Raw genomic sequence first — 25,085 nt, 5'->3', positions numbered from 1 at the left:
TTTACTGATGCTTTTTTATAAAATATTATCCACCGATTGTACTCATACTCTCACTTACACTTCCTTGTTTTCTATTTGCTTCGGCGATAAAACCGTTTTCAGGTTTTTCTTTTATCAATGATAAAAAAAGTGTTTTTAAATCATCATTAGAAGCACCATTTCTGATAAAATCACGCAAGTTAAAAACACCATCATCAAACAAACAATTTTTAAAAGTTCCTGTTGATGTAATTCTTATACGATTGCAATCGTTGCAAATAGTACGGGTAAAAGCAGGAATAATCCCCACAGTTCCTAGATGGTTTTTGATAGAAAAATTACGTGAAGTTGATGATTTTTCTGAGATGATATTCTCTACAGAATATTTCGATTTTATCTCCTTTATAATTTTATTATAATTCCAGTTTTCTTGAATATCTCGCTGTCCTTTTCCGTTAAAAGGCATTTCTTCAATAAATCGAACAGCCATATTTTTATCTTTAGTTAAACCTACAAAATCAGTAATTTCATTGGTGTTAAAACCTGATTGTACAACGATATTCAACTTTAAATGAAGGCTACTTTTTTCTAGTAATTCTAAGGTTTTATATACCTGATTAAAAGTATCACGACGTGTAATTTTCGCAAATTTATCGGCATGTAAACTATCAATACTTAAATTGATCGTTTTTACTTTTTTAAGCTTTTCTAAGGTTGTAATATGTTGGGCAACCAATACGCCGTTTGTGGTAATATTTATTTCGTCTAATAAATCATTATAAGATAGCATTTCTAAAAACGACATAAAATCTTTACGAGCAAAGGGTTCGCCACCCGTTAACCGAACTTTATTAACACCGAGTTCGGTAAGTACTCGAATAATTCGGTACATTTCTTTGTAAGTAAGTAGCTCTTTTCGAGGTACAATATCAATACCATGAGCGGGCATACAATATTGGCAACGAAGGTTACAGCGATCGGTTACAGCAAGTCGAATATAGCTGATTTGCCTGCCGAAATTATCAATAAGTTTGTGCATACAACAAAGATACGGATTAATGAAACAGTTATTTCCTGTCTTTTATCATAGTTTTATAGTGATGTTTTTTGTGGAAAAGACAGATCTTAAACAATTTCCATTTTCTTTAATAAGAACGAAGCGTTCATATTTTGACATACGCCGTTTTTCATTTTATAGTCGAAATCTAATTCATCATTAATAATTTCGGCATCAAAATAATAGTTTTTAACGCTGCTATATTCGTTTGATAAATCACATAAACTTACATCGTGGGTTGCAATAATTCCTGTTGATTTTGAGTTGTTTAATTTTTCAACAAATTTCTTAGAACCGATGGCTTTATCTTGACTATTTGTTCCTTTTAAAATTTCATCTAAAATGATAAAATAATTATCCGTTTTAATTTCGTTTACGATAAATTTTAAACGTTTTAATTCGGCATAAAAATACGATTCATCCTCACTTAACGAATCGGAAGTTCGCATACTTGTAATTAATTTTATCGGATTATAGCTTGCTTTTTCGGCACAAATTGGCAAACCAGTATTCGACATTACAATTGCCAAAGAAATCGATCTTAAAAACGTACTTTTCCCTGCCATATTTGCACCTGTAACAATAAAAAAGTTTTCAGTATCAATAATAAAATCGTTGTCAATTCTTTTAGAAGGATTTAATAAAGGATGCCCTAAGTTCACGGCGTTTAAAACGGCTTTTTCATTGCTGATACTAGGAAAAATATATTCAGGTTTGTTAAAAACAAAGTTGGCTAAGGAGTTTTGTGCATCAAAAAAAGAAACCACATCAAACCATTGCGCAACGGTTTTTTTATAAGAAGTAATCCATTTTTCTATTTTAATAGTATTGCGGATATCTAATAAAAAAAGCCCATTTCCGAATAGTGCAATCATCAAATTACCACGTTGGTCAAAGGCATCTAATTTTTTAGAAAATTCTTTAAAAATATCCGAAGCTTTTTTATTTCCCTTTTCACTTTCTTGTTGAATTTGTTGCTGTTTATCTTTTAAAATTGAATTTGTAAAAGTTTCATTTTCTATCTGTGCTAATAATTGATGATATTGATTAAACGTTTCTTTGGCTTTTCCTGTTTCTGTAGCTAATTCTTGAATATTTTTAAAATAGAAAGCGGTAATAGTTAATCCAATTAAAAACCAAATTAAAACGATTGAAAAAGGAATAATACTAAAACTTAATAAGCCTACTAAAACAAGCGAAACTCCTGAAAAAGCGTACGAAAATAACATCAAAAAAGAAGGAATCTTTTGTTGATAAGAGGTTATCCAACTTACAATAGTAGGAATGGCTGTTTTGGTATTTATTAAACTAGCAACCGCGGTAAAATGTTGTCGCCAAGTTGTTTTTAAAGCTAGTTCTTGCGTTATTTTTTGACGTTTATCAATGTTTTTTATAGTGTTACTTGTTAAAATAGTTGCTAATAATTTTCGACCTTCACTTGTTGCTGTTCGGTTTATATATTGAAAAAAAGAACCAGCTCCAAATAAATCAATATCGTTGCTAAAATAATGCTCAGGATTGGTAAATTCTTCACCGCTATCTAAATGTGAATAGTTTCCTTTTAATACTTCTATTTCTGTTTTATTGATGTTTAATTTTGCCTCTGCAAGACTTTTTTGCTGTTTTAATTTTAGGTGTTTTGTAATTAAAATTCCGAAGGTAATAATTGCTAAACCTGTTAGTGTAAAAAACAAATTATCTTTTGTAAAACCCACGTATGCTGATGTTGCAATGGTTAAAAAAGCCAAAAGACGTAAAATTCGCGTGGTTAACAATTGTTTTTTTAGCGTAATTAACGTGGTGTTTAAGCTGTTTATTTCTTCTTTATAAAATTGAATTGGTTCTTGCATTTTCTTGAAAATAATAGTGTAGATAAATATTGAGGTAAATGTACATATAGCAACTTACATATCTTTATAAAATTGTATTTTCGTTGTATGCCAACTTCATTAGAACTTCAACTAAAAACATTGCCCACTTCGCCGGGAGTTTATCAATATTTTGATAACGACGAAGTGATTATTTATGTCGGAAAAGCAAAAAATTTAAAGAAGCGTGTTTCCTCTTATTTTACCAAAACGCATGAAAATGGTAAAACACGAATCCTAGTAAAAAAGATTGTCCGCATTGAACATATTGTGGTTGACACAGAAACTGATGCTTTATTATTAGAAAATAATCTGATAAAAAAATACAAACCTCGTTATAATATTTTACTAAAGGATGACAAATCGTATCCGTGGCTTTGTATTAAAAAAGAACGTTTTCCACGAGTTTTTTCTACTCGAAGAGTTCTAAAAGATGGCTCGGAATATTTTGGTCCTTATACCAATATTAAAATGGTGCAGTCGCTTTTAAGTTTGATAAAAGAGCTGTATCCGCTGCGAACTTGTACTTATGATTTGAGTGAACAAAAAATAGCATCTTATAAATATAAAGTGTGCTTAGAATATCATTTAAAAAATTGCAAAGGTGCTTGCGAAGGCTATCAGCAAGAAGAAGATTATCAGCAAGAAATTACAGCAATACGAAATATATTAAAAGGAAATTTTAAAGAAATTTTAGATAAATTACAAAGTTTAATGCTCGGTTTTGCTTTGGAAATGAAATTTGAAGAAGCTCAGAAAATCAAAGATAAATTAGCGTTGTTACAAAATTATCAAGCAAAATCGACTATTGTAAATCCGTCAATTAATAATGTGGATATATTTTCAATTATTTCGGATGAAACTTATGGCTATGCAAATTTCTTTAAAGTGATGAACGGGGCAATTGTGCAATCGTACACCACCGAAATAAAAAAGAAATTAGATGAAACCGATAAACACTTATTAGAGTTGTTTATTATTGAAACCCGAAACAGATTTAATTCTTTATCGAGAGAAGTTTATGTGCCTTTTAAAGTTGATTTAGGGGAACAAATAAAAGTGACAGTTCCAAAATTAGGCGATAAAAAAAGAGTGGTAGATTTATCAGAAAGAAATGCAAAATATTATCGAATTGAACAATTAAAACAATTAAAAATAGTAAATCCTGAGCGTCATATAAATCGAATTATGAGGCAAATGCAAAGAGATTTACGCTTGCAAGATGAACCTCGACATATTGAATGTTTCGATAATTCAAATATTCAAGGAACGCATCCTGTGGCTGCCTGTGTAGTTTTTAAAGACGGAAAACCTAGTAAAAAAGAGTATCGACATTATAATATTAAAACTGTTGTAGGAGCAGATGATTTTGCCTCGATGGAAGAAGTTGTTTTTAGAAGATACAAACGTTTATTAGCCGAAAATGAGCCATTGCCACAACTTATTATTATTGATGGAGGAAAAGGACAATTATCATCCGCTTTAAAAAGTTTAGATGCTTTAAATTTACGAGGAAAAATAGCCATTATTGGAATTGCAAAACGATTGGAAGAAATTTATTATCCAGGAGATTCTGTTCCGTTGTATTTAGATAAAAAATCGGAAAGTTTAAAAATAATTCAATTTTTACGAAATGAAGCCCATCGCTTCGGAATTACCTTTCATCGGAATAAACGAAGTAAAACGGCTATAAAATCGGAATTAGAAGAAATTTCAGGTATCGGTGAACAAACTATTGCTACTTTATTACGTAGATTTAAATCTGTAAAAAGAGTAAAAGAGGCAACATTAGACGCTTTAGAAGAAACAATAGGAGTGTCAAAAGCAAAGAAGGTAGTGCAATTTTATCAAAAGAAAGAACTTTAAAAATTGGCTTAAAAATTGATACTAAAATCAGCAGAAAAATAAAAAGTAAAAAGATGAAGAAGTTACTAATATTATTGTTTTTTCCAGTAATAATGCTGGCTCAAAATCAACCAAAAATAGGACTGGTTTTAAGTGGTGGTGGGGCTAAAGGACTTGCTCATATAGCAGTTTTAAAAGAATTGGAAAAATCGGGTGTTCAAATAGATTATATTGGTGGAACAAGTATGGGGGCTATTATTGGTGGCTTATACGCTTCAGGATATACTGCCGATCAAATTAAGGAAATTGTGTTAACGACTGATTTTATGGCAATGGTAAGAGATCAGGTGCCTAGAAGAGAAAAGCCTTTTTTTAATAAAGAACACAACGAAAAATACGCTATTACTTTGCCTATTAAAAACAAAACAATAGGACTTCCTTTAGGATTGTCAAAAGGACAAAATGTTTTAAATTTTTTAACAGAATTATTAGCTCCTGTTGATGAAATTAAAAATTTTTCAAAGCTACCAATTCCTTTTTATTGTATTGCCACTAATATTGAAACAGGTAGTCAGGAGGTTTTAGAAAAGGGTTCTTTGCCTTTAGCATTAAGGGCTAGTGGTGCATTTCCATCATTATTAAACCCTGTAGAAATTAACGGAAAATTAATGATTGATGGAGGTGTAGTCAATAATTTTCCTGTTGATATAATGAAAAAAAAAGTCGATTTTATTATTGGTGTTAGTGTGCAAGGAAAGTTGTTAGAAAAAGTAGAACTATCATCGGCAGCTTCTTTATTAATGCAAATTATTAACTTTCAGATGTATAAAAAATCAGATGAACAAGTAGCATTGCTAGATGTTTATTTACAGCCAAATTTAACCGATTATAATGTGATTTCTTTTGATAAAATTGCTGAAATTTTAAAAGAAGGTGAAAAAACAGTCAAACCTTTTAAGCCTGTTTTTGATAGTATTGCCAAATTACAACCCATTAAAAGAAAAGCTGCTGTTGTAAATTTAAATAAAGGAAAATTTTTAGTCGATAGAATTATTATCAAAGGAAATAAAAATTATACGAATGATTATATTTTAGGAAAACTTCAGTTGTCAGAAGGTGACAGTGTTTCTTACCGAGGAATTTCAAGAAAAATAAACAGTTTAACTGCTACCAATAATTTTAGAAGAATAGATTATCTTTTAAGTAAATCTTTTTCAGGTAAAAAAATTATGCTAACCGTAAAGGAAGAGCCTATTCAATCTTATTTACGACTGGGCTTACATTATGATGTTTTATATAAATCGGCAGTATTATTAAATTACAATTACAAAAAACTGCTAAAACAAAATGATGAATTGTCTTTCGATGTTGCTATTGGTGATCGAATTCGTTATAATTTTGAATATTATATTGATAACGGAATAAAACCAAGTTACGGTATTTCGTCGCGGTATAATTCTTTTAAAGATGAGTTTTTATTTGACAATAGTTTAATTAATATAAGATACAATGATTTTACAAATGCATTTTATTTAAAAACTACTTTTAATAAGAAATTTGCTTTGGGTACAGGAATTGAGCATAAATGGTTGCAAGCTTCTTCAGGAAATGTTTTAAAAGAAGGTAAGCAATTGTTTTTTGATAAAAGTAATTATGTAAGTTTATATGGTTTTTTAAAATTAGATAGCTACAATAAAGTGATATTTCCTACGGAAGGTTTTTATGCTGATTTTGGTTTTAAATGGTATGTTTGGTCTGATAGAAATAACAAGTTAAACAAGCTACCAACAGAAAACGATTTATTTCATCAATTTTCACAAGCAACTGCCACTGTGGGGTTTGCGACTACTTTTTTAAATAATTTCACCTTTCAATACACTTCTGATATAGGCTATACATTAGGTAAAAAAACATCTCAAATGCTTGATTATCGTTTGGGAGGATACAATAAAAATTATATCAATAATTTTACGCCTTTATACGGATATGCCGCAGGAACTTTAAGTAATCAGTCTTTTTTAAAGTCAGAATTTAATTTTAGATATAAAATTGCAAGCAATCATTACGCTACATTTATTGCTAATTATGCACGTGTAGAAGAAGATATTCTTTTGGGAGGTAACTTTTTTAACAACACCAAATCGGGCTATGCTTTGGGGTATAGTATGGAAACTTTTTTAGGCCCTGTTGAATTGAAATATACTTGGTCGCCAGATCATAGCGAAAAACATTGGTTATTTAATTTAGGATTTTGGTTTTAAACATAAAAAAACCCATTTCTTAGTGAAATGGGTTTTTTATGATAATTAAGATAGCCTTACTTATTTACTTTTTTTTCAAGAAAAACTTGTATTGTAAATATTGATACGCATCTCTTGGTAATACTTTAATCCACTTTTTGTGTTGTAAAATCCATTTTAAACGAATAGAAATAAACCCTTTTGTTAAATAAGCGGCTATAAAAGGATGTACATTTAATGTAACTTCTTTATATTCTTTACCACTATTAAGCAAGCGTTCTAATTCAGCCTCTATTTTATCAATTAAAATAATAGGAGCTTCAACTTCTCCGTTTTTATTAGGATTAGACTCTCGTGTTTTTATTGCTAATTCAGGTCGTACACGCTGTCTTGTAATTTGTATTAAACCAAACTTACTCGGAGGTAATATTTTGTGTTTCGTACGGTCTAAAGACATTGCATCTTTTAAATGTTGATATAATTTCTGTCTGTTTTCAGTAGTCTTCATATCAATAAAGTCAACCACTATAATTCCACCCATATCACGCAGTTGTAACTGACGTGCTACTTCGGTAGCGGAAATCAAGTTGACTTCTAAAGCAGTTTCTTCTTGGCTTAACCCCTTGTTTGAGCGATTACCACTGTTAACATCAATAACATGTAGTGCTTCGGTGTGTTCAATAACTAAATACGCACCTTTGCTCATTGAAACTGTTTTACCAAACGATGTTTTTATCTGACGTTCAATACCAAATTTCTCAAAAATTGGTGTGTCAGATTTGTGAAGTTTTACAATATCTTCCTTTTCAGGATAAATTTCTTGTAAATATTCTTTAATTTCAACCATTAAAGTTTCATCGTTGGTTACAATACTTGTAAAAGAATCGTTCATCACATCTCTTAAGATAGAGGATGCTCTGTTCAACTCACTTAAAATTTTTGTTGGGGTGTTTTGATTGGCAATGCTGTTACACATTTTTTCCCAACGTTCTAGTGAATTTTGTAAATCTTTATCTAGTTCTGCTACCTTTTTGTCTTGGGCAACAGTACGTAAAATAAGCCCAAACCCTTTTGGTTTGATGCTTTTTGCTAATTTTTTTAAACGTTCTTTTTCTTTTGGGTCTGCTATTTTTTGAGATACAGATACTCTGTTAGAAAAAGGAACTAAAACTAAATACCTACCAGCTATTGATAGTTCCGAGCTAATGCGCGGTCCTTTGGTAGAAATGGGTTCTTTTACAATTTGTACTAATAAATTTTGACCTGACTTTAGTACATCATGAATACTTCCGTCTTTATTGATGTCGTTTTCAGCACGAAAATTTTTTAAAGTGAAATCTTTATAATTACCTATGCTTACCTTCTTAATAAAATTATTTAAAGACTGTACTTGTGGTCCTAAATCATGATAGTGTAAAAAACCATCCTTAGGATATCCAACATTTACAAAAGCGGCATTTAATCCTGTCATCACTTTTCCTATTTTAGCTAGAAAAATATCTCCGACAGCAAATTTATTATCGCTTGTTTCTTTGTTTAATTCAATAAGTCTACCATCTCTTAGTAGGGCGAAATCAATATCAGAAGAATTTGAACGAATTATTAATTCTGTTTTCATTCTGAATATAGTTTTGTGCCTACGTAAAAATTTTACGAAGACGGATTAAAATTTGTAAACAGGTATAATTTTTATACCGTTTCAAGGTGTTAAAACCTTAATGTCAATGAACTGATTTTTTTTCAAATACTTTTAAAAGCAATGAAAAAGTAAGCGTTAGCTTACTTTTTCTTATGGCGATTTGCTCTTGCTCTTTTCTTTCTTTTGTGTGTCGAGATTTTTGCTCTCTTTCTTTTTTTACCGCTTGGCATAATTAAAATGTTTTATAAAATCTTCAGAAGTAAAGATTTTTGGTTAATACTTTATTATTTTACAGATACTTTAGTTTTAACACCCTCTGTAAACACTTTTGATGGTTTAAAAGCTGGGATGTTGTGTGCAGGTATTTTAATAGTTGTATTTTTAGAAATATTTCTACCAGTTTTTTCTGCTCTTGTTTTGATAATAAAACTACCAAAACCTCTTAAATATACATTATCTCCGCCTTCTAGTGCATCTTTTACCTCGTCCATAAACGCTTCCACAGTTGCTAATACATCTGCTTTTTCAATTCCGCTCTTATCTGAAATCTTCGATACGATATCTGCCTTTGTCATCCTATATATATTTTGGGTTTATTCTTGAAAATGAGGCTGCAAATATATGATAATTATATTTATTCCAAAAAGTTAACAAGAATAAAATTTTTTTAAAAATAAAAAACCTAATAATTTTTTAAATTATTAGGTTTTTTTTATTGTTGTAATAAATTATAATTTTAAAACAAACCAAGCATTTGCATCGGCAGTACTTGTTAATTTAACTTGCGTTGGGGTAATTTGATCTATTGTATATGGAGCTCCTTTAATAATATAATCAACTAAAGGATCTAAATGTGTGTAATAAGACCAGTTTAAACCTTGAGCTCCTTTAGATATGGTTAATTCACTATCATTATTAATAAGTGAAAAATCTAATTTTTGCTGTGTACTCCAGGTTGTTTTTGGTGCTTTCGATTTAAAAAGAATACCAGGCGAAGTTTCATTTGTCGTTGTATTTCCAAATAAAATTGAGCGCTGTAATTCTTCACCATAAGCGGCACCATTGGCATTGTATATTTCAACATATTTATTAAAAAACTCATCAGAAGTGTCTGAAGGGTTTGTGGTATCAATACTCCAATCTTGGTTTATATTAAATGGGCTTTTAGCTAAGTCAATAACAACCTTACCATCAAGAGATGTTAATTGATTTAAGGCTTTATTTAAAGTAAATTCACTTACTTGATTACCATCAACAGTAATTGCTTCATATAATTTAATTCCTGTAGGTGTAAAGTGATACGCCATGTCAATAGCCTGTTTAACCTCTTCACCTTCTCCATTTTCTTCTGATGTAGGAAAAGTAATATGACGGTTTGTTAAGCTAATTTCTGTAGCTTTACCATTAATAACATTACCAAAAACAATAGAAATAAAACTACTAACTTCGTTTACTTTCGCTAAATACACTTCAGGTGCTTCGGTAAGCTTAAACATTCGCATTTTATTACGCGACTGTGCTCCTGTTAAGGTAATAACATCTGCTGTTTTAGAAGTTAATGCAAACTCGTAATCACCACCAGCTCCATCAGAATCTTTACTATTTGGGTTTGCATAAAAGTGCGTTAGCCAAGTGTAGGTGTTAAAGGTTAATAAGGGTCCTGCGTTTGCAATTACATCAAACATGTTTGATGCTTTTGTTGCAAAGGCATTTTCATGTACAACCTCTGTGGTTAAATCTTTATTGAATTTTACACCATAGTTAAAACCACCGATGTTTTGCTTTTCATCAGGATAATATTCAATAATCCATCCATTTTCAGATGAAGTTAATAAATCTCTATATTCAGAAATTGATTTTTGAATTCTAACAGAAGTCGGTTCGTTAAATATTGCTTCTTCGGTATTGTTGTTACAAGATATTGTAACCCCTACGAATAGCAAAAATACTAGGAATTTATTTATTGTTTTTTTCATTTTTTCTAGTTTATTTTATCTAAATCTTGTGAACTTAAATTGTTGTACCTTTTTTGTATTTCAGTACGTAGCTCATCAATATCTATTTCCCAATTACTAATTAAATAACTTTTAATAATTGCCATTTTAGCATTAATAAGCGCTGCTCCTTCACCTGCTTCTACAAGTGTAGCATCCCATTTTTCGTTAGAATATAATACATAATGAGAAATTAATTCAACAAAATCATCACTTACTTGGTTACTAGAATAATCGCTAATAAAACCTGCTTTTAAAGATTCGCCATCTTTCCATTTTTTACTCCATTCATCGCCAATATATCCTGCACCAACAATTTGATTAAAATCAGTAGAAAAAGGTTTCTTTTGGTGTAAAACATGCCCAAATTCATGGTGAATAGTATTAAAATAAGAACTGTTTAATTCTTCAACATTAGCAACATCTAACTTATTGATGTTATAAAGCGATACTTTAAGCCCTCCTTCTGCTGTTCCTAATAAAATAGTTCCATTGCTATTATATCCTGGCGATCCTACAAAAACTAATTGTTTAGGAAAGGTTTCTTTTAAGAAACTTGCAGGTGCTATTGCATTATAAGCGTCTAAACACAAATACTTAATTAGGTTGGCTAATTTTATTGATTTTTCATATTCAGAAGGAACTAATGTGTAATTAAAATCAGTTTGAATATCTGGTAATTTATATAAAATTTCAATATTATAAGGCGTTACAAATTCTTTCTTTAAAAATTTGTCAAAGTCATTCTGATGCCCAAAATCAGTGTTAATGGCACTTCTGTTTGGGTTTGGTAAATTAGTTTCTTCGCAACCACTAAATGTAATGGCTAGCGCTAAAACTATATATTTTATATTTTTCATAATTGTAGTAATTTTAGTTTTATCTAGGGTTAGGAGTTAAACCTGCGGTGATAACATCTTTAGGTAATTGTAATGCTTTACGGTTGTCGTTTACTGTTAAAACATCGGCAACACTAATTGCTCCGTTTTTACCATTTAGGTATCTTGGTACAACAATTCCGTATCGTTTATTATCAAACCATCTTAAACCATCGTGCATTGTTAATATTCTTCTTAATTGAAGCGTATAATGTAACATGTTTTCTTGCGTACCAGCTGTTACTATAAAAGAAGCGGTTAATTTTTTCTTCTGTGTAGCGGTAGCTTCTGTTGAATAAGGAACAGCATTGTAAAAAGTGTTTACTTGCTCAATATTCGTTGTTGGTTGTTGCTGATTGTAATTCATAGTAAATGAATTTAAATCTGCTAGGGCAGCATCGTATTGCTTTAACATTACGTTTGCTTCCGCTCTTACTAACAAAGTCTCATCCGTAGTAAATGGTGTTCTAATAGTTTTTGAATAACCAGTTTGTGCAACAGCATCTTTAGTTTCAAATAAAGACGGTAATTTCATAAACAACGTTTTATCTAAATTAGTTGTTTCATATACAACAGGTTTGTTATAAGGAAATAAACTAGCATTATCAGCCCATGGTAATGCAACGCTTAATGTTTCTCTATTGGCAATAGCACTCGTGTGGTTAAAACGTGAACCTCTAAAAAAACCACCAAAATGACGCCCTGCACTTGATGAATATGCTTGGGTAAATAAAGCACTAGGGTCTTCATAATATGCCTTAGTTATAGGGTCTTGTTTTTTAACAACTTCACTTAAAGCTTTCCAATCTCTTAATACACTAGAAGGGTTTGCTGTTACTACAACAGAAGCATATTTCTTTGCTTTTGCCCAGTTTTCGTAGTATAAGTTAAAACGTGCTGCAAAGGCATAAGATGCTTTTACATTAAAGTGATATTTAGGTACGGTGTAAATATTATCGCTAATAAGTGGCAATCCTTCTTCAATATCTTTATTGATTTTTTGATACACTTCTTTTACGGTACCTCTTTTATATTTAGGGTTAAGTGTTGTTTCAGGAGCTTCTAAATAAGGAATCCCTAAATCAGTATTGCTACTTTTAGTGCTGTAGTGTTTACTAAACATATTAACCAATATAAAATGACTATAAGCTCTGGCAATTAAAGCCTCTCCTTTTTCAGCAGCTAATGAAGCAGGGTTACTGCTATTTTCAATTGAAGCTAGTGCTTGGTTTGCATTTGCAATGGCATTATAACAGCTTCCCCAAAGTGAAGCAGGCCCGTCATTATTTGTTTCAGTGATCTCTTTCCAGTACGATACTTGCTCTAAAAATAGATCGGTGTTTGGGTTGTCTAAACCGTAATCATCAATATTATCAGAAGATAGTTCAGCTAACATACCATAACTAGTGCTAGGGTATGCTGAAACTAATATTTTTCTAATCTTATTGTTGTTGTCTATTTCTGTTCTGTTATCAGGTAATTCGTCTAAAAAGTCACCACAAGAAATTGCAATGAAAGACAAAAGAGCGATTGCCAGTAATTTATTTATATTATTTTTCATTTTTTAATTTTAAAAATTATAATCCTAATTTCAATGTAAATGTAATTTGCTTCGCTAAAGGACTTGCAACTCCACCAGCGTTGAAAAATTCAGGATCTTGTCCGTTTAGTTTATCATCAGAATACAATAAAAATAAGTTAGTTGCTTGTAATTTTAAAGACAAACTTTTAACATTTATTTTAGTTACATATTCTTTAGGAAATTGGAAAGCTAATGAAACTTCTTTTAAACGTACAAAATCTCCTTTTGCAATTCGAGCATCAGAATAATTATACGCATTATAAGCAGTTCTTAAATCATATTCACCAACTCTGTTTTCTTGTCTTGTACTAGCAATTACAGGTACGTTTGTGAAATTTTCATCCCCAGGTAATATCCATCTGTTTTCAAATTCTTTTGGTAAGGCTGATAAATCAGAATATCTTGAACTAAAAACAGGATTTAAACGGATTACATTACCAAATGAGTAAGTTGTAAAGATGTTTAAACGTAAGTTTTTGTATTTAAAAATGTTTCCAAAACTACCAACATCTGTTGGGTCAGCAGAACCTGAATATTTTAAAAAGTCTAATTTGTCTCTTTCTTGAAAATTTAATTCTCCAATTGATACCTCACCTTCTTGATCTTGAAAAGTAGGTAAACCTTCTTCGTTTAAACCAGCAAAAGGAATTGAAAAAATAGCTTTTACAGGGTATCCTTGTTTAGCAAAACCATATCCTGTTACTAAATCGATAACTCTTTGTTGTGAATCTAATTTTGTAACTTCATTTTTTGTTTTAGAATATACAAAACTTGTTTGCCAAGAAAAATCTTCTGTTTTAATAGGAGTTCCAGAAATTGATAATTCTAAACCACTTGATTTCATTTCAGCAACATTACCATATTTTATAATTTCACCACCAATACCTTGAGTATTCGTAGGGCCAATAAGATCAAAGTTATTTCTTTGGTACCAATCTGCACCAATAGCTAAACGACCGTCAAAAAGACTGGTATCAAAACCAACATTTAATTCATGTTTCTTTTCGTAAGTTAATTCGCTATTTTCTAAACCAGCTACGTATAAAGCACTTTCTTTACTTCCTGCAGAAGGTCTCCAGGGATTATAACTTCTGATATCAACTAATGAGTTTGAAACGCTTTCAGGACCTCTATCGGCAGTTAAACTGTATGAAGCTCTAAAAGTAAGGCTTTCTAAAGGGTCTAAATGAACAAAGAAATCTTCTTCATGTACATTCCAAGCACCAGATACATTCCAAGTAGGTAACCATCTAGATGCTTTCGATTTTCCTAATTTATTTGATCCTTCATAACGGAAAGTACCATTAAGAGTATAACGTCTTTTCCAAGAATATGTAGTGTTTCCAAAAAAGGCTAAGTTTCTGTATTTTGTATTTTTTAAACCGTAGTAAAGGGTGTTTTCTTCAATACTTTTTTTGAATAACTCATAGCCATAAAAAGGCACTTCTCCTAAAGAGTATTGTAATCCCCATCCTGTAAAATTGGTTTTCTTTCTATCTGCAGAATTAGCCTCAGCCCCTGCGTAAAAGTTTACCGTATGGTCATCGTTAATAACATCTTTATATGAAAAAGTTCCTCTAAAATCATAGCCTAACATACTATGTGTAGTTTTTCTGAAAATTCCTCCTTCTGGTAAAACACTAATAGGTGTAGCGTATTGGTTGTCAGGATCGGTATATAAAAATGGGTTGGCATTTCTAATAATTTCATTATAATCGGCTCTAAAAGCGTTTGCCTGATTAGAAAACTCAGTAGTATTATGCTCTAAAGATGAGGTTTGGTATTTTAAAGCTCCTAATGCACTAAGGTTTATCTTAGAATTTACTTTATATTTTAATTCGCTTTGAAATTTTAAATTAGCGACATTAATATCAATATAATTTTCTTCTAATTCTTTAGAAATATTAAAATCAGTGTAATTTCTAGTATAATTTTTGGCTGGGTCTAAAACTCTAGAAGTATTAAGGGCATAAGAAAAAGGATTGATATCAAAATCTCTTTTTACGGTACCTGTTACCAAATCAGTATCTTGCGATAAAGTTCCTGGTGCTTTTTGTTTTCTAAAAGAACCGGTACTAATACTACTGAAAGTTAATTTATCAGAAACTTTAAAGATTGATTTAAAATTAGCTGTATATCTGTTAACGCTACTTGCTTTTGTCCATCCTGGATCTACAATTGCACTTAATGAAGCATAATAGGTAGCTCTGTCAGTACCTGACGATACATTTACCGCATGACTTTGTAAAGCATTAATATTAAATAATTCTTTAAACCAGTCGGTATTTCTAAGTTCTGCTTTTCTTAAAAAAGCAGCTCTAGATTGTGCTGTGTTTTTGATTAAGAAATTTCCATTAGCATCTAATTTATCGTATAATTGATACATTTCACCATACACACCGCTTTCTCTAGCATTTGCAACCTTACTATAATTTAACCATCCACCAGCACGCATTTCTTCATAAACAGACATCTGTTCTTGTGAATTCATGATGTTAAAATCAGTATAACTAGGTCTCATTCTAAAGGTAGTTGAGTTCGTATAATTAATGTTACTAACACCTGCTTTACCTTTTTTAGTGGTAATTACAATAACACCTGCCATAGCACGTGCACCATAAATTGAAGTCGCTGAACCATCTTTTAAAACCTCAAAACTTTCAATATCATCCGCATTTAAACCTGCAATAGACGAACTTATTAAAGTACTTGCATCTCCTGATGATAAATCTCCAGCAGAAACGTCAATAGCATCTTCTAAAATAATACCATCAACCACCCATAAAGGTTTTGAATTTCCATAAATAGATGTTGCACCACGTACTCTAATTCTTGGAGCAGCACCAAAAGTTCCCGATACATTCTGTACCGTAACCCCAGCAGCTCTACCTTCAAGCCCTCTACTAATTTCAGGAACACCATCTAATTTGATATCCGCAGCCTTTAAAGAAGTTGAAGCCCCAGTAAATAATCTTTTATCGGTAACAGTAATACCTGTAACCACAATTTCATTTAAAAGATTTTCATCTTCAGTCATAACAACATTGATTGCTGCCGTTGAATTCACTGTTTTTTTAACAGTTTTCATTCCTACGAAACTATAAACAAGTACATCTTTTTGTGTTGTTTTAATGGTGTATTCTCCATCAAAATTTGTTTCTGTACCAAAAGCAGTACCTTTGATTAAAATAGTAACACCTGGTAATGGTCCTGATTGATCAGAAACAACACCCGAGGCTGTTATTTTTTTTTGCCCATAGGTGAGCTGAAAAGTTAAGATAAAAAACACTATTAATGTTTTTGTAATTTGTTGCATAAAATTAAATATTTGAATTAGTAAAGTATTAAAATTGAAGGGTTGATTTCCTAAACGTTAAATTAAAGATACAATATTAACAAAATTTTAGCTTATCTAGGCTCTTTTTATTATTTTATTAATGAATAACAGTTATCAGTTAATAATTAATAATGATGATTATAAGTGTTTTAGCTTATTAAAATTAAAATATTTATGCCTGTTTTAGAAGATAAAAAAACTAATTTTTAACGATTTTTTATGAATATAGGTGTGGCTAATTAATTTTTAAGACCTTAAAATGCTAAAAAAAATCCAAATAGTTTATTTAAAATTTAAAATAAAACCCCAATGATTACTTCCCAACTTATATACTGGTATTTAAAAAATAAAAGAGATTTACCTTGGCGTAAAACCAAGGATCCTTATTTAGTTTGGTTAAGCGAAATAATGCTACAACAAACACGAGTAGCTCAAGGATTGCCTTATTTTATAAGTTTTACAACAAGCTTTGAAACCGTTTTCGATTTAGCTAAAGCAGATCAAACCACGGTACTTAAATTATGGCAAGGATTAGGCTATTATTCAAGAGCTAGAAACCTACACTTTACAGCAAAACAAGTAGCAAATGAATTTGATGGTGTTTTTCCGAATACCTATAAAGAACTCTTAAAATTAAAAGGAATTGGAGATTACACCGCTTCGGCAATTGCATCGGTTTGTTATGACGAACCTGTGGCAGTTGTTGACGGAAACGTGTACCGAGTTTTAGCCCGTTATTTCGGTATAAACACACCTATTAATTCATCCAAAGGAATTAAAGAATTTAAAGAATTAGCACAAACATTAATTGATGTATCGCAACCAGGAATGTACAACCAGGCAATTATGGATTTTGGCGCTTTACAATGCAAACCTCAAAACCCATTATGCGATTCTTGCCCCTTATCAGAAAGCTGTGTGGCTTTAGATAAAAAATTAATTAAAGAACTTCCTGTAAAAGAGAAAAAAACAAAGGTTAAAAAGCGATATTTCAATTATTTAGTTGTTGTTACAGATGATCATAAAACCAATATCGAACAACGAATAGGTAAAGGAATTTGGCAAGGATTGTATCAATTTCCATTAATTGAAACAACAACAGCTATTAATGAAACACAATTAATTGAGCAGCCTGAATTTGCTGAATTTTTTCCAAAAGAAACGGTATTGTCGTTATTTAATCAAAAAGATATTGTTCATAAATTATCACATCAACATTTATCGACCAAATTTTGGATTGTAAAAACAACAAAGACCTCTAGTAAAACCATTTTGTGGAACGATATTAAGCAATACCCTGTGCCAGTGTTAATTGATAATTTTTTAAACGAATTTTTAACGAAGGCTTAGTTAATTTCGTATATTTGATTTTACACAAATAATGAACACATGGCAGGAACAGTAAATAAAGTTATTTTAATAGGTCATTTAGGTGATAAATTAAAAATGCATTATTTTGAAGGAGGAAATTCTGTTGGTCGATTTCCATTAGCAACCAATGAAAATTATACCAACCGTCAAACAGGAGAGAAAATAGCCAGTATTGAGTGGCATAATATTGTTGTGCGTAATAAATTAGCTGAGATTTGTGAAAAATACTTATCAAAAGGCGATAAAGTATATTGCGAAGGACGCATAAAAACACGTCAATATGAAGCCGATGGACAAAAACGTTATACCACTGAAATTCAAGTACAAGAAATGACTTTTTTATCAACAAAAAAAGATCTAACCACAAAAGCACCTGTTGCTACAAAAGCAGTAGAAAATAGCGCTACAGTAAAAGGAATATATCAAAATAATACAAATTTACAACATTAGTTTACTTAAAATTTAAAAATTGGACACAGAACCCAACTCCTTATTTTTAGCGATATCAAACATTGATTTGTTAACAATAATAAACTGCTTAGTATTACTATCTTTATTAATATGTTCAGCGTTGGTTTCAGGTGCAGAAGTTGCCTTTTTTTCAATTTCATCAACCCAATTAAATGAACTTTCGGCAACATCAAAACAAAAAAGTAATGTTGTATTGCTTCTTGAAAAGCCAAAAAAACTATTAGCAACCATTTTAATAACCAATAATTTTATCAATATTTTAATCGTATTGATATTCGCCTCGCTAGGAGAAGTGTTTTTTAGTGAACTCTCAGAAGGCGTAAAATTTTTAGTAGAAGTTGTTTTTGTTACTTTTTTAATTTTACTATTTGGCGAAGTATTGCCAAAAGTATATGCCACCAGAAAATCGCTTTTATTTGCTAATTTTATGGCAAAACCAATTCAGTTTTTAAGCATTATTTTAACACCATTAAGCACACCACTAATAAAATTAACCAGTATTGTTGAAAATAAATTAGGCAATAAAAATCATAATTTTTCGGTAGAACGTTTATCCGAAGCCCTCGAATTAACCGCTAGCGGAGCCACCACCAAAGACGAGCAAAAAATTTTAGAAGGCATTGTAAATTTTGGAAACACCGAAACCGTACAAATAATGAAACCCCGCACCGATGTTTGTGCTATTGCCGATAATACCTCTTACGAAGAGGTTTTAAAAATGATTTTAAAAAATGGCTACTCACGAAATCCTGTTTATCATGAAAATATTGATACGATTATTGGCGTTTTATACGCTAAAGATTTGTTGGCATATTTGAATGAAAAAACCTTTGAGTGGCAAAATTTGATAAGAGCTCCTTTTTTTGTGCCAGAAAACAAAAAATTAGATGATTTATTAGCCGAATTTAAAGAAAAGAAAATGCACCTAGCCATTGTTGTTGATGAATATGGCGGTACCAGCGGAATAGTAACTCTAGAAGATGTTATTGAAGAAATAGTTGGCGATATAAACGATGAATTTGACGATGACGATTTAACCTATTCAAAGCTCGATGAACACAATTATATTTTTGAAGGAAAAATAACAATAAAAGACTTCTGTCGTGTTTTAGATGATGACGATGAAAAATTTGAAACCTTAAAAGGAGAAAGCGAAACCCTAGCAGGTTTTATTTTAGAAATATCAGGGAAATTTCCTAAAAAAGGCGAGAAAATAAATTTCAGTAACTATACATTTACCATTGAAGCCTTAGATAAAAAACGTATAAAACAAATAAAAGCAACCCGAAATGTGTAAAATTTTATGGCTAATATCTGCCTTATTATTAATAAATTTAACAAGTTGTACTAACGAAACTTTGCCAAAACCCAAAGCGTATTTAAGGTTAGAATATCCTACTTTAGGCTATCAAAAATTAAATAAAAATATCCCATATAGTTTTGATGTAGCAAAAAATGCCAGTGTTAAAATTTTAAAAAATAATTGGTTAAAAATCAAATATCCAACTTTAAAAGCATCTGTAGATATTACCTACCGACCTGTAAAAAACAACCTGAGAGAACTGTTTGTTGAATCTGAAAAATTGGTTTTAGAACACACCGTAAAAGCAGACCATATTTCGTGGAGAGATTATGCTGATTCCGATAAAAAAGTGTACGGTAAAATGTGCGAAATATCAGGAAATGCTGCTTCACAACTACAATTTCATGTAACCGATAGCACGAATCATTTTTTAAAAGGTTCACTATTTTTTTACAGCAAACCTAATTACGATTCTATTTTACCCGCCGTTGAATACCTCAAAAAAGACATGATTCAAATGCTAGAAACCTTGCAATGGAAAGACTAATTATATCTTAATTTATATTTTTTTTTGAAGCAATTTTCCGCTTTCCGCACTCGCTCTTTTTTTGAAGAAAAATCAAAAAAAGGAGCTCAAACAAATGCTTCAATCGGGGCTAGGCATTTTTACATAATTTTAAAAAAGTGCTTATTTTATTGATTTATTACACGTTTACTTTGTAATAATAAATAAAACTGCAATCCAAATAAAACAGCTCCCGAAAGTAAATGTATAGCTTGTGTTCCTAACGGAAATTCGGCATAATACATTAAAATTCCTGTAATGGTTTCTAAAAATATTAAAGCGACAATCCAATTGACTAATTTATAGCCTAAATTTTTGAGTTGATTTAAGTAAAACATCGCTAAGTTTACCAACACAATAGCAATGGTAAACGAACGGTGAAAGTAAAATTTAAAACTCGGGTTTAGTAAACTATAGTGTTTATTATCAAAACCAAAAAGCTTTACTTGCTGATCAATAAACTGACGAACCTGAGTTCCCATAGCTATTTGAATCAATGAAAATACGACCGAAAAAATTAGTAATTTATTAAATAATGAATTGTATTTATAGGTTGCTTTTTTACGGTCGGAAACTATAAATAACAACCATAATAATAAGCCAACAATAACCAAACCAGCCACCATATGAATGGTAATAATAGTCGGTTTTAAATTAGAATCTACTACCGTTTTACCTAGCCAAGCTTCAAAAATAATTAAAGAAAAAGCACCGAAAGATAAGAGTGTAATTTTTTTGTTTGTCTTCCAAAAAGAAAGCGAAACAAAAATTAAAAACAAAAACGGAATTCCTGCTAAAGCCGACGATAATCGGTTTATGTATTCGGTCCAAGTATGTAATTTATTAAATTTTGCGTACCTGTGTTTTGTATATTTATTCCAATTGTTATTATCAAATTCTTCGGATGTTTTTAAATTGTTTTCGGCAACAAAAAGCACTTCATTTTTAATAATAATCATCCCTTTTTCATATTGGGTATTTGGATGCCAAGTAATTTGAGCTTCCGAAGTAGGAGGAATGTAATAACCAAAGCATTTTGGCCAATCAGGGCACCCCATTCCTGAGCCTGTCATACGAACTACTGAGCCTGCTAAAAAAATAATATATACAGAGATTAATGCTATTTTTACTAAGAGAGGAAAATGTTTTTTCATCAAAAAAAAGTTTTTACAAAGATAAGATAAACTCATAAAAAAAGCTTCTCTAATGAGAAGCTTCGTTTAAGTATATTTTAAAAAATATTAAGCTTTTTTCTGAGCATCGTTTTTAGCGCAACATGCTTTTTCGCAATTTGTAGCACAGGCTTTTTTATCTACATCACTTTTAGCACAACATGCTTTTTCACAAGCAGCAGCACAGGCTTTTTTATCACCTTTTACTTTTGAATCACATGATTTTTTACAAGCCGCAGCACAGGTTTTTTTAGCGGCATCACTTTTATCGCAACAAGCTTTTTCGCATCCTTCTTTACAAGCTTTTTTAGTTGTTTCTGACGCTTTGTACATTTTTCCATTTCCAATAGCTTCGATAAAAGTAATTAGATCAGCTTTATTCGTGTTATTTTCATCATATTTTACAGTAGCCATGCTATCTTTAAATATAACATTGACTCTTAAAACACCTTCTTTTTTCGATAAGTCTGAAGCTATTTTTTTAGCACAACCTATTTCACAGGTCATTCCAGAAATATGTAAAGCTAGTTCTTTTATTTTTCTTGGGTTAGTTTTTTTTTGTTCTTGAGTTACCGTTTCTTTTTTTGCATCTTTCTTTGCCTCATTTTTACATCCGACAACTAAAAAACTAACTAAAGCAAGTGCAAATATTATTTTTTGAATTTTCATAATTTTAATTTATTAGGTTATTTAGCAAAGTTATCAATAAAATCAAATTTATAGTTATTAATAACCGAATTTTGTGCTTAAATGTATTGAAAATGAATAATCAACAACGTAAATGGGTTTATTTAATACTGCTAGCAATTGTTTGGGGAAGTTCTTTTATTTTAATGAAAAAAGCATTAATTGTTTTTACACCAATTCAATTAGGAGCGTTACGTATATTAATTACGGCAGCTTTTTTATTATTGATAGGCTTTAAAAGTCTTAAAAAAATTCAAAAAAAACATCAAATTTATATTTTATATACGGCTTTTTTAGGAACTTTTTTTCCATCCTTTTTACTTGCTTTTGCTGTAAAAGGTATCGATAGTTCTATTTCGGCTATTTTGAATTCGCTAACACCTTTTAATACGTTTATTTTAGGAGCTTTAATTTTTGGGTTTACCTTTAAGAAAAAACAATTTATAGGAATTTTAGTCGGATTAATAGGAACACTTATTTTGATTTTAAAAGGAGCAGAATTAAATCCTAATCAGAATTATTGGTATGCTATTTTGGTTGTTTTTTCATCTATCGGATATGCTTTTAATGTAAATATCATCAAAAAATATTTATCAGATTTAGATGCCTTGGCAATAACAACAGGTAATTTTTTAGTATTGATTATTCCTGCTTCTTTGGTGTTGTTGTTTTCTGATTTTTTTTCATCGGTTAAATTAAATAATCAAACGACTACAGCATTTGGGTATATAACTGTTTTAGCTGTTGTAGGAACAGGAATTGCAAAAGTATTGTATAATAAAATGGTGCATTTAACGACGCCTATTTTTGCGTCATCAGTAACATATTTAATTCCAATTGTGGCTGTTTTTTGGGGCGTGACTGATGGCGAAAAATTAAGTTTAGTTCAATTATCAGCTGGTGGAATTATTTTATTCGGTGTTTGGTTGGTAAATAAGGCGAAATAAAAAAAGAGTATAAAATAGCGCATAAAAAAAGAGCCAAAACGGTTGTTTTGACTCTTTAAAAGTAGTTTTAAAAGCTCTTTTTACTGAAAATCAGCATTAGAAACTCCTTCGTTTATTTTTACTTCTTTTAATTTGAAGTTCATTTTCATAGGTCCCATTGATTGGATTACTAAATGAGGAAATTTAATTCCGTTTACTTCTTTATAATCAGAAAATTCTAAAGGTACTTTTACCTCTCCTTGAGGTCCTTTAGCTACCGATACTTCTTTCACTTTTAAACCTGATTTTACATCATAAAAAATCTCTTTTTTACCAAATATAATTACATAGGCGTTTTTACCGTTAATAGGTTCTATTCTGCTTAAAGTACCATTTTTGTAGGCTGCATCAGCAAAAGGAGCTGCGTTATTTTTTGCATCTTCAAGCTCTTTACCTTTTAATTGTTTCTTTTGCCCACGAGCTTCTTGATAGCCATTTGCACCATCAAAAACTTCTTTTTGCATTACATTTCCTGCCATTGAAACAATTGTTGAAGTTTTGTTAGGTGCAGCACTTTTTTGAACTAAAGTTAATTGCATTCCTTGAACTTTAGCTTCTGAAGTAGTTTTTAACGTTCTAACACTTGCAATTTTATCTGTACCACCAATTGCTTTAAAATAGTTGTCAATTACTGAGGTAGAAGTAACACCTTTAGGAACAGGTAAACTCATTGCAGGTTTTGCAGTAGCATTTCCTTCTTTATCAAAATATTGAATGCTATATTCTTTGTTTTTTTCTAAGTTTTCTAAAACATCTGTTGCTTTTCCTGTAATTATAATTCGAGCATTGTTTGCTTTAAAATAGTTTACAGCAGCATTTTGAATATCGGTTATTGTTACTGAATTGATGTTTTCTAAGTAGTTTTCATAAAAATCAGTAGGTAAATTATAACGTGCAATATTTAAAGCATAACGAGCAGCAGTTACAGGTTTTTGAACTTCCATTACAAAATTACCAACATACTTTGCTTTGGCATTTTTCAATTCTTCATCAGATACTTTTTGTGTTCTAATTTTGCGAATTTCTTTTTGAATTTCAACGACTGAACTATCGGTAACAATGTTACGAACACTAGCGCTAGCTCTAAAGGTAGCAGCATCTCTGCTTTGTCTAATACTAGAATATGAACCATAAGTATAGCCTTTGTCTTCACGTAAATTTAAAAATAAACGTGCAGTTCCGCCACCACCAAGAATGGTGTTTGCTAATATTGCTGCGTAGTAATCTTTATCGCCTAATTTTAAATCGATATTATTTGCTACTACAATTTCCGATTGTACCGCATTAGGCATATTGATAAAGTTAATTTCGGTTTTGTTTACGTTTTTTGGTTTATCAAAAGCAACAGCAGGTACATTTCCTTTTTTCCAATTACTAAATAATTTAGTAACCATTTTTTTAGTTTTTGAAGTGTTAATATCTCCAACAATAACTAAATAAGCGTTGTTTGGTTTGTAATAAGTATTGAAGTTGTTTTTAACATCAGCAAGGGTAATATTACCAATTGATTTTTTGGTTGTAAACTCTCCGAAAGGATGTTTTTTTCCGTAGATTAAAGCACTTTCAACTCTTCTTGCGATAGCGGTTACACTTTTTTCATTTGATTTTAAACCGTTTAAAGTAACAGTAATTTCTTTGTCAAATTCTTCTTTAGTAAACGCTGAATTTTTAACACCGTCAGCCATTAAACCTAATACTTCAGGAAAGTATTTAATTAATGAACTTGCCGATGCTCCTGAGCTATAAAAGTCAACATAAGCACCTAAATAATCTACTTTTTCGTTAAATTCATCTTTGGTAATGTTTGCTGTTCCACGTCCTAATAAACTTCCCATAACACTTGATAAACCTGCCTTTTCACCTTCAAGAACGGCTTTGTTATCAATAGTTAAGCTAGCAGATGCTCTTGGTAATTTATGGTTTTCAACCATGATTACTTGCAAACCATTAGGCAGTGTAAATTTTTTCACTTTTCCTAATCGTACTTTTGGCGCTGGTCCTGGTTTTGGTTGTACGCTTCTATCTATTTGTGCAGTGGTAGCAAAAGACATTGCTAAAATTGCGATAAGTGATACTATTTTTGTTTTCATAATATATTAATGTCTTTTGAT

General features: G+C 30.7%; 18 protein-coding genes. 7 read left to right on the top strand and 11 right to left on the bottom strand.

Annotated elements, in window-relative coordinates; translation table 11 throughout:
- Positions 1 to 25: 25 nt before the first annotated feature.
- Entirely contained in the window at positions 26 to 1,018 is a 993-nt protein-coding gene (moaA, locus tag AQ1689_RS04055) for a GTP 3',8-cyclase MoaA (RefSeq protein WP_101955264.1), read from the bottom strand.
- An 86-nt stretch (positions 1,019 to 1,104) separates the two neighbouring features.
- Positions 1,105 to 2,886: a MutS-related protein gene (locus AQ1689_RS04050; protein ID WP_101955263.1), complete on the bottom strand. Its 1,782-nt coding sequence runs from the start codon at positions 2,884 to 2,886 to the stop codon at positions 1,105 to 1,107.
- Between the two features lie 87 nt (positions 2,887 to 2,973).
- Between AQ1689_RS04050 and uvrC the strand changes: the two genes are divergently transcribed.
- Together uvrC and AQ1689_RS04040 are read left to right on the top strand one after the other, a co-directional pair.
- Positions 2,974 to 4,770 (top strand): excinuclease ABC subunit UvrC, encoded by a 1,797-nt coding sequence (uvrC, locus tag AQ1689_RS04045; protein WP_101955262.1) that lies wholly within the window; start codon positions 2,974 to 2,976, stop codon positions 4,768 to 4,770.
- A gap of 53 nt (positions 4,771 to 4,823) precedes the next feature.
- Positions 4,824 to 7,010, top strand: coding sequence for a patatin-like phospholipase family protein (locus AQ1689_RS04040; RefSeq protein ID WP_101955261.1), 2,187 nt, complete (start codon positions 4,824 to 4,826; stop codon positions 7,008 to 7,010).
- A gap of 64 nt (positions 7,011 to 7,074) precedes the next feature.
- On the opposite strand, the gene AQ1689_RS04035 is transcribed toward AQ1689_RS04040, so the two are convergent.
- From AQ1689_RS04035 to AQ1689_RS04010, 6 genes are all read right to left on the bottom strand, one after another.
- Complete coding sequence (locus tag AQ1689_RS04035; RefSeq protein WP_058883989.1) at positions 7,075 to 8,607, bottom strand: Rne/Rng family ribonuclease; 1,533 nt, start codon at positions 8,605 to 8,607, stop codon at positions 7,075 to 7,077.
- 305 nt (positions 8,608 to 8,912) lie between these two features.
- The gene (locus AQ1689_RS04030) at positions 8,913 to 9,203 is read right to left on the bottom strand and encodes an HU family DNA-binding protein (protein ID WP_058883990.1); all 291 of its coding nucleotides are present in this window, start codon (positions 9,201 to 9,203) and stop codon (positions 8,913 to 8,915) included.
- A 153-nt stretch (positions 9,204 to 9,356) separates the two neighbouring features.
- The gene (locus AQ1689_RS04025; protein WP_101955260.1) at positions 9,357 to 10,604 is read right to left on the bottom strand and encodes a DUF4302 domain-containing protein; all 1,248 of its coding nucleotides are present in this window, start codon (positions 10,602 to 10,604) and stop codon (positions 9,357 to 9,359) included.
- A 5-nt stretch (positions 10,605 to 10,609) separates the two neighbouring features.
- A complete protein-coding gene (locus tag AQ1689_RS04020) occupies positions 10,610 to 11,482 on the bottom strand; it encodes a zinc-binding metallopeptidase (RefSeq protein WP_101955259.1) in 873 nt (290 codons plus the stop codon).
- A gap of 19 nt (positions 11,483 to 11,501) precedes the next feature.
- A complete protein-coding gene (locus tag AQ1689_RS04015; protein ID WP_198913854.1) occupies positions 11,502 to 13,061 on the bottom strand; it encodes a RagB/SusD family nutrient uptake outer membrane protein in 1,560 nt (519 codons plus the stop codon).
- Between the two features lie 16 nt (positions 13,062 to 13,077).
- A complete protein-coding gene (locus AQ1689_RS04010; RefSeq protein WP_101955258.1) occupies positions 13,078 to 16,398 on the bottom strand; it encodes a SusC/RagA family TonB-linked outer membrane protein in 3,321 nt (1,106 codons plus the stop codon).
- Between the two features lie 330 nt (positions 16,399 to 16,728).
- On the opposite strand from AQ1689_RS04010, the gene mutY reads away from it, so the two are divergent.
- Genes mutY through gldD form a run of 4 tightly spaced genes read left to right on the top strand, consistent with a single transcriptional unit; the run spans position 16,729 to position 20,111 of the window.
- On the top strand, positions 16,729 to 17,769 hold the full coding sequence (mutY, locus tag AQ1689_RS04005; protein ID WP_101913967.1) for an A/G-specific adenine glycosylase: 1,041 nt from the start codon (positions 16,729 to 16,731) through the stop codon (positions 17,767 to 17,769).
- A gap of 39 nt (positions 17,770 to 17,808) precedes the next feature.
- A complete protein-coding gene (locus AQ1689_RS04000) occupies positions 17,809 to 18,240 on the top strand; it encodes a single-stranded DNA-binding protein (protein ID WP_101913966.1) in 432 nt (143 codons plus the stop codon).
- A gap of 19 nt (positions 18,241 to 18,259) precedes the next feature.
- Complete coding sequence (gene gldE / locus AQ1689_RS03995) at positions 18,260 to 19,558, top strand: gliding motility-associated protein GldE (RefSeq protein WP_101955257.1); 1,299 nt, start codon at positions 18,260 to 18,262, stop codon at positions 19,556 to 19,558.
- Entirely contained in the window at positions 19,551 to 20,111 is a 561-nt protein-coding gene (gene gldD / locus AQ1689_RS03990) for a gliding motility lipoprotein GldD (RefSeq protein ID WP_101913964.1), read from the top strand. Before gldE ends, gldD begins: the two co-directional genes overlap by 8 nt.
- A gap of 146 nt (positions 20,112 to 20,257) precedes the next feature.
- Here gldD and AQ1689_RS03985 read toward each other — a convergent pair whose 3' ends face one another.
- Together AQ1689_RS03985 and AQ1689_RS03980 are read right to left on the bottom strand one after the other, a co-directional pair.
- Complete coding sequence (locus AQ1689_RS03985; RefSeq protein ID WP_101955256.1) at positions 20,258 to 21,283, bottom strand: COX15/CtaA family protein; 1,026 nt, start codon at positions 21,281 to 21,283, stop codon at positions 20,258 to 20,260.
- An 87-nt stretch (positions 21,284 to 21,370) separates the two neighbouring features.
- A complete protein-coding gene (locus AQ1689_RS03980; protein ID WP_101955255.1) occupies positions 21,371 to 21,970 on the bottom strand; it encodes a cation transporter in 600 nt (199 codons plus the stop codon).
- 92 nt (positions 21,971 to 22,062) lie between these two features.
- Here AQ1689_RS03980 and AQ1689_RS03975 point away from each other — a divergent pair, with 92 nt between their 5' ends.
- Entirely contained in the window at positions 22,063 to 22,935 is an 873-nt protein-coding gene (locus AQ1689_RS03975; protein WP_101955254.1) for a DMT family transporter, read from the top strand.
- An 80-nt stretch (positions 22,936 to 23,015) separates the two neighbouring features.
- On the opposite strand, the gene AQ1689_RS03970 is transcribed toward AQ1689_RS03975, so the two are convergent.
- Complete coding sequence (locus AQ1689_RS03970) at positions 23,016 to 25,064, bottom strand: M16 family metallopeptidase (protein WP_101955253.1); 2,049 nt, start codon at positions 25,062 to 25,064, stop codon at positions 23,016 to 23,018.
- Positions 25,065 to 25,085: the final 21 nt, after the last annotated feature.

The organism is Tenacibaculum finnmarkense, from assembly GCF_900239185.1.
GTDB classification, from domain to species: Bacteria; Bacteroidota; Bacteroidia; order Flavobacteriales; family Flavobacteriaceae; genus Polaribacter; species Polaribacter finnmarkensis.
Note: the sequence above shows the minus strand (reverse complement) of the source record. Positions and strands in the feature narration are given on the sequence as shown.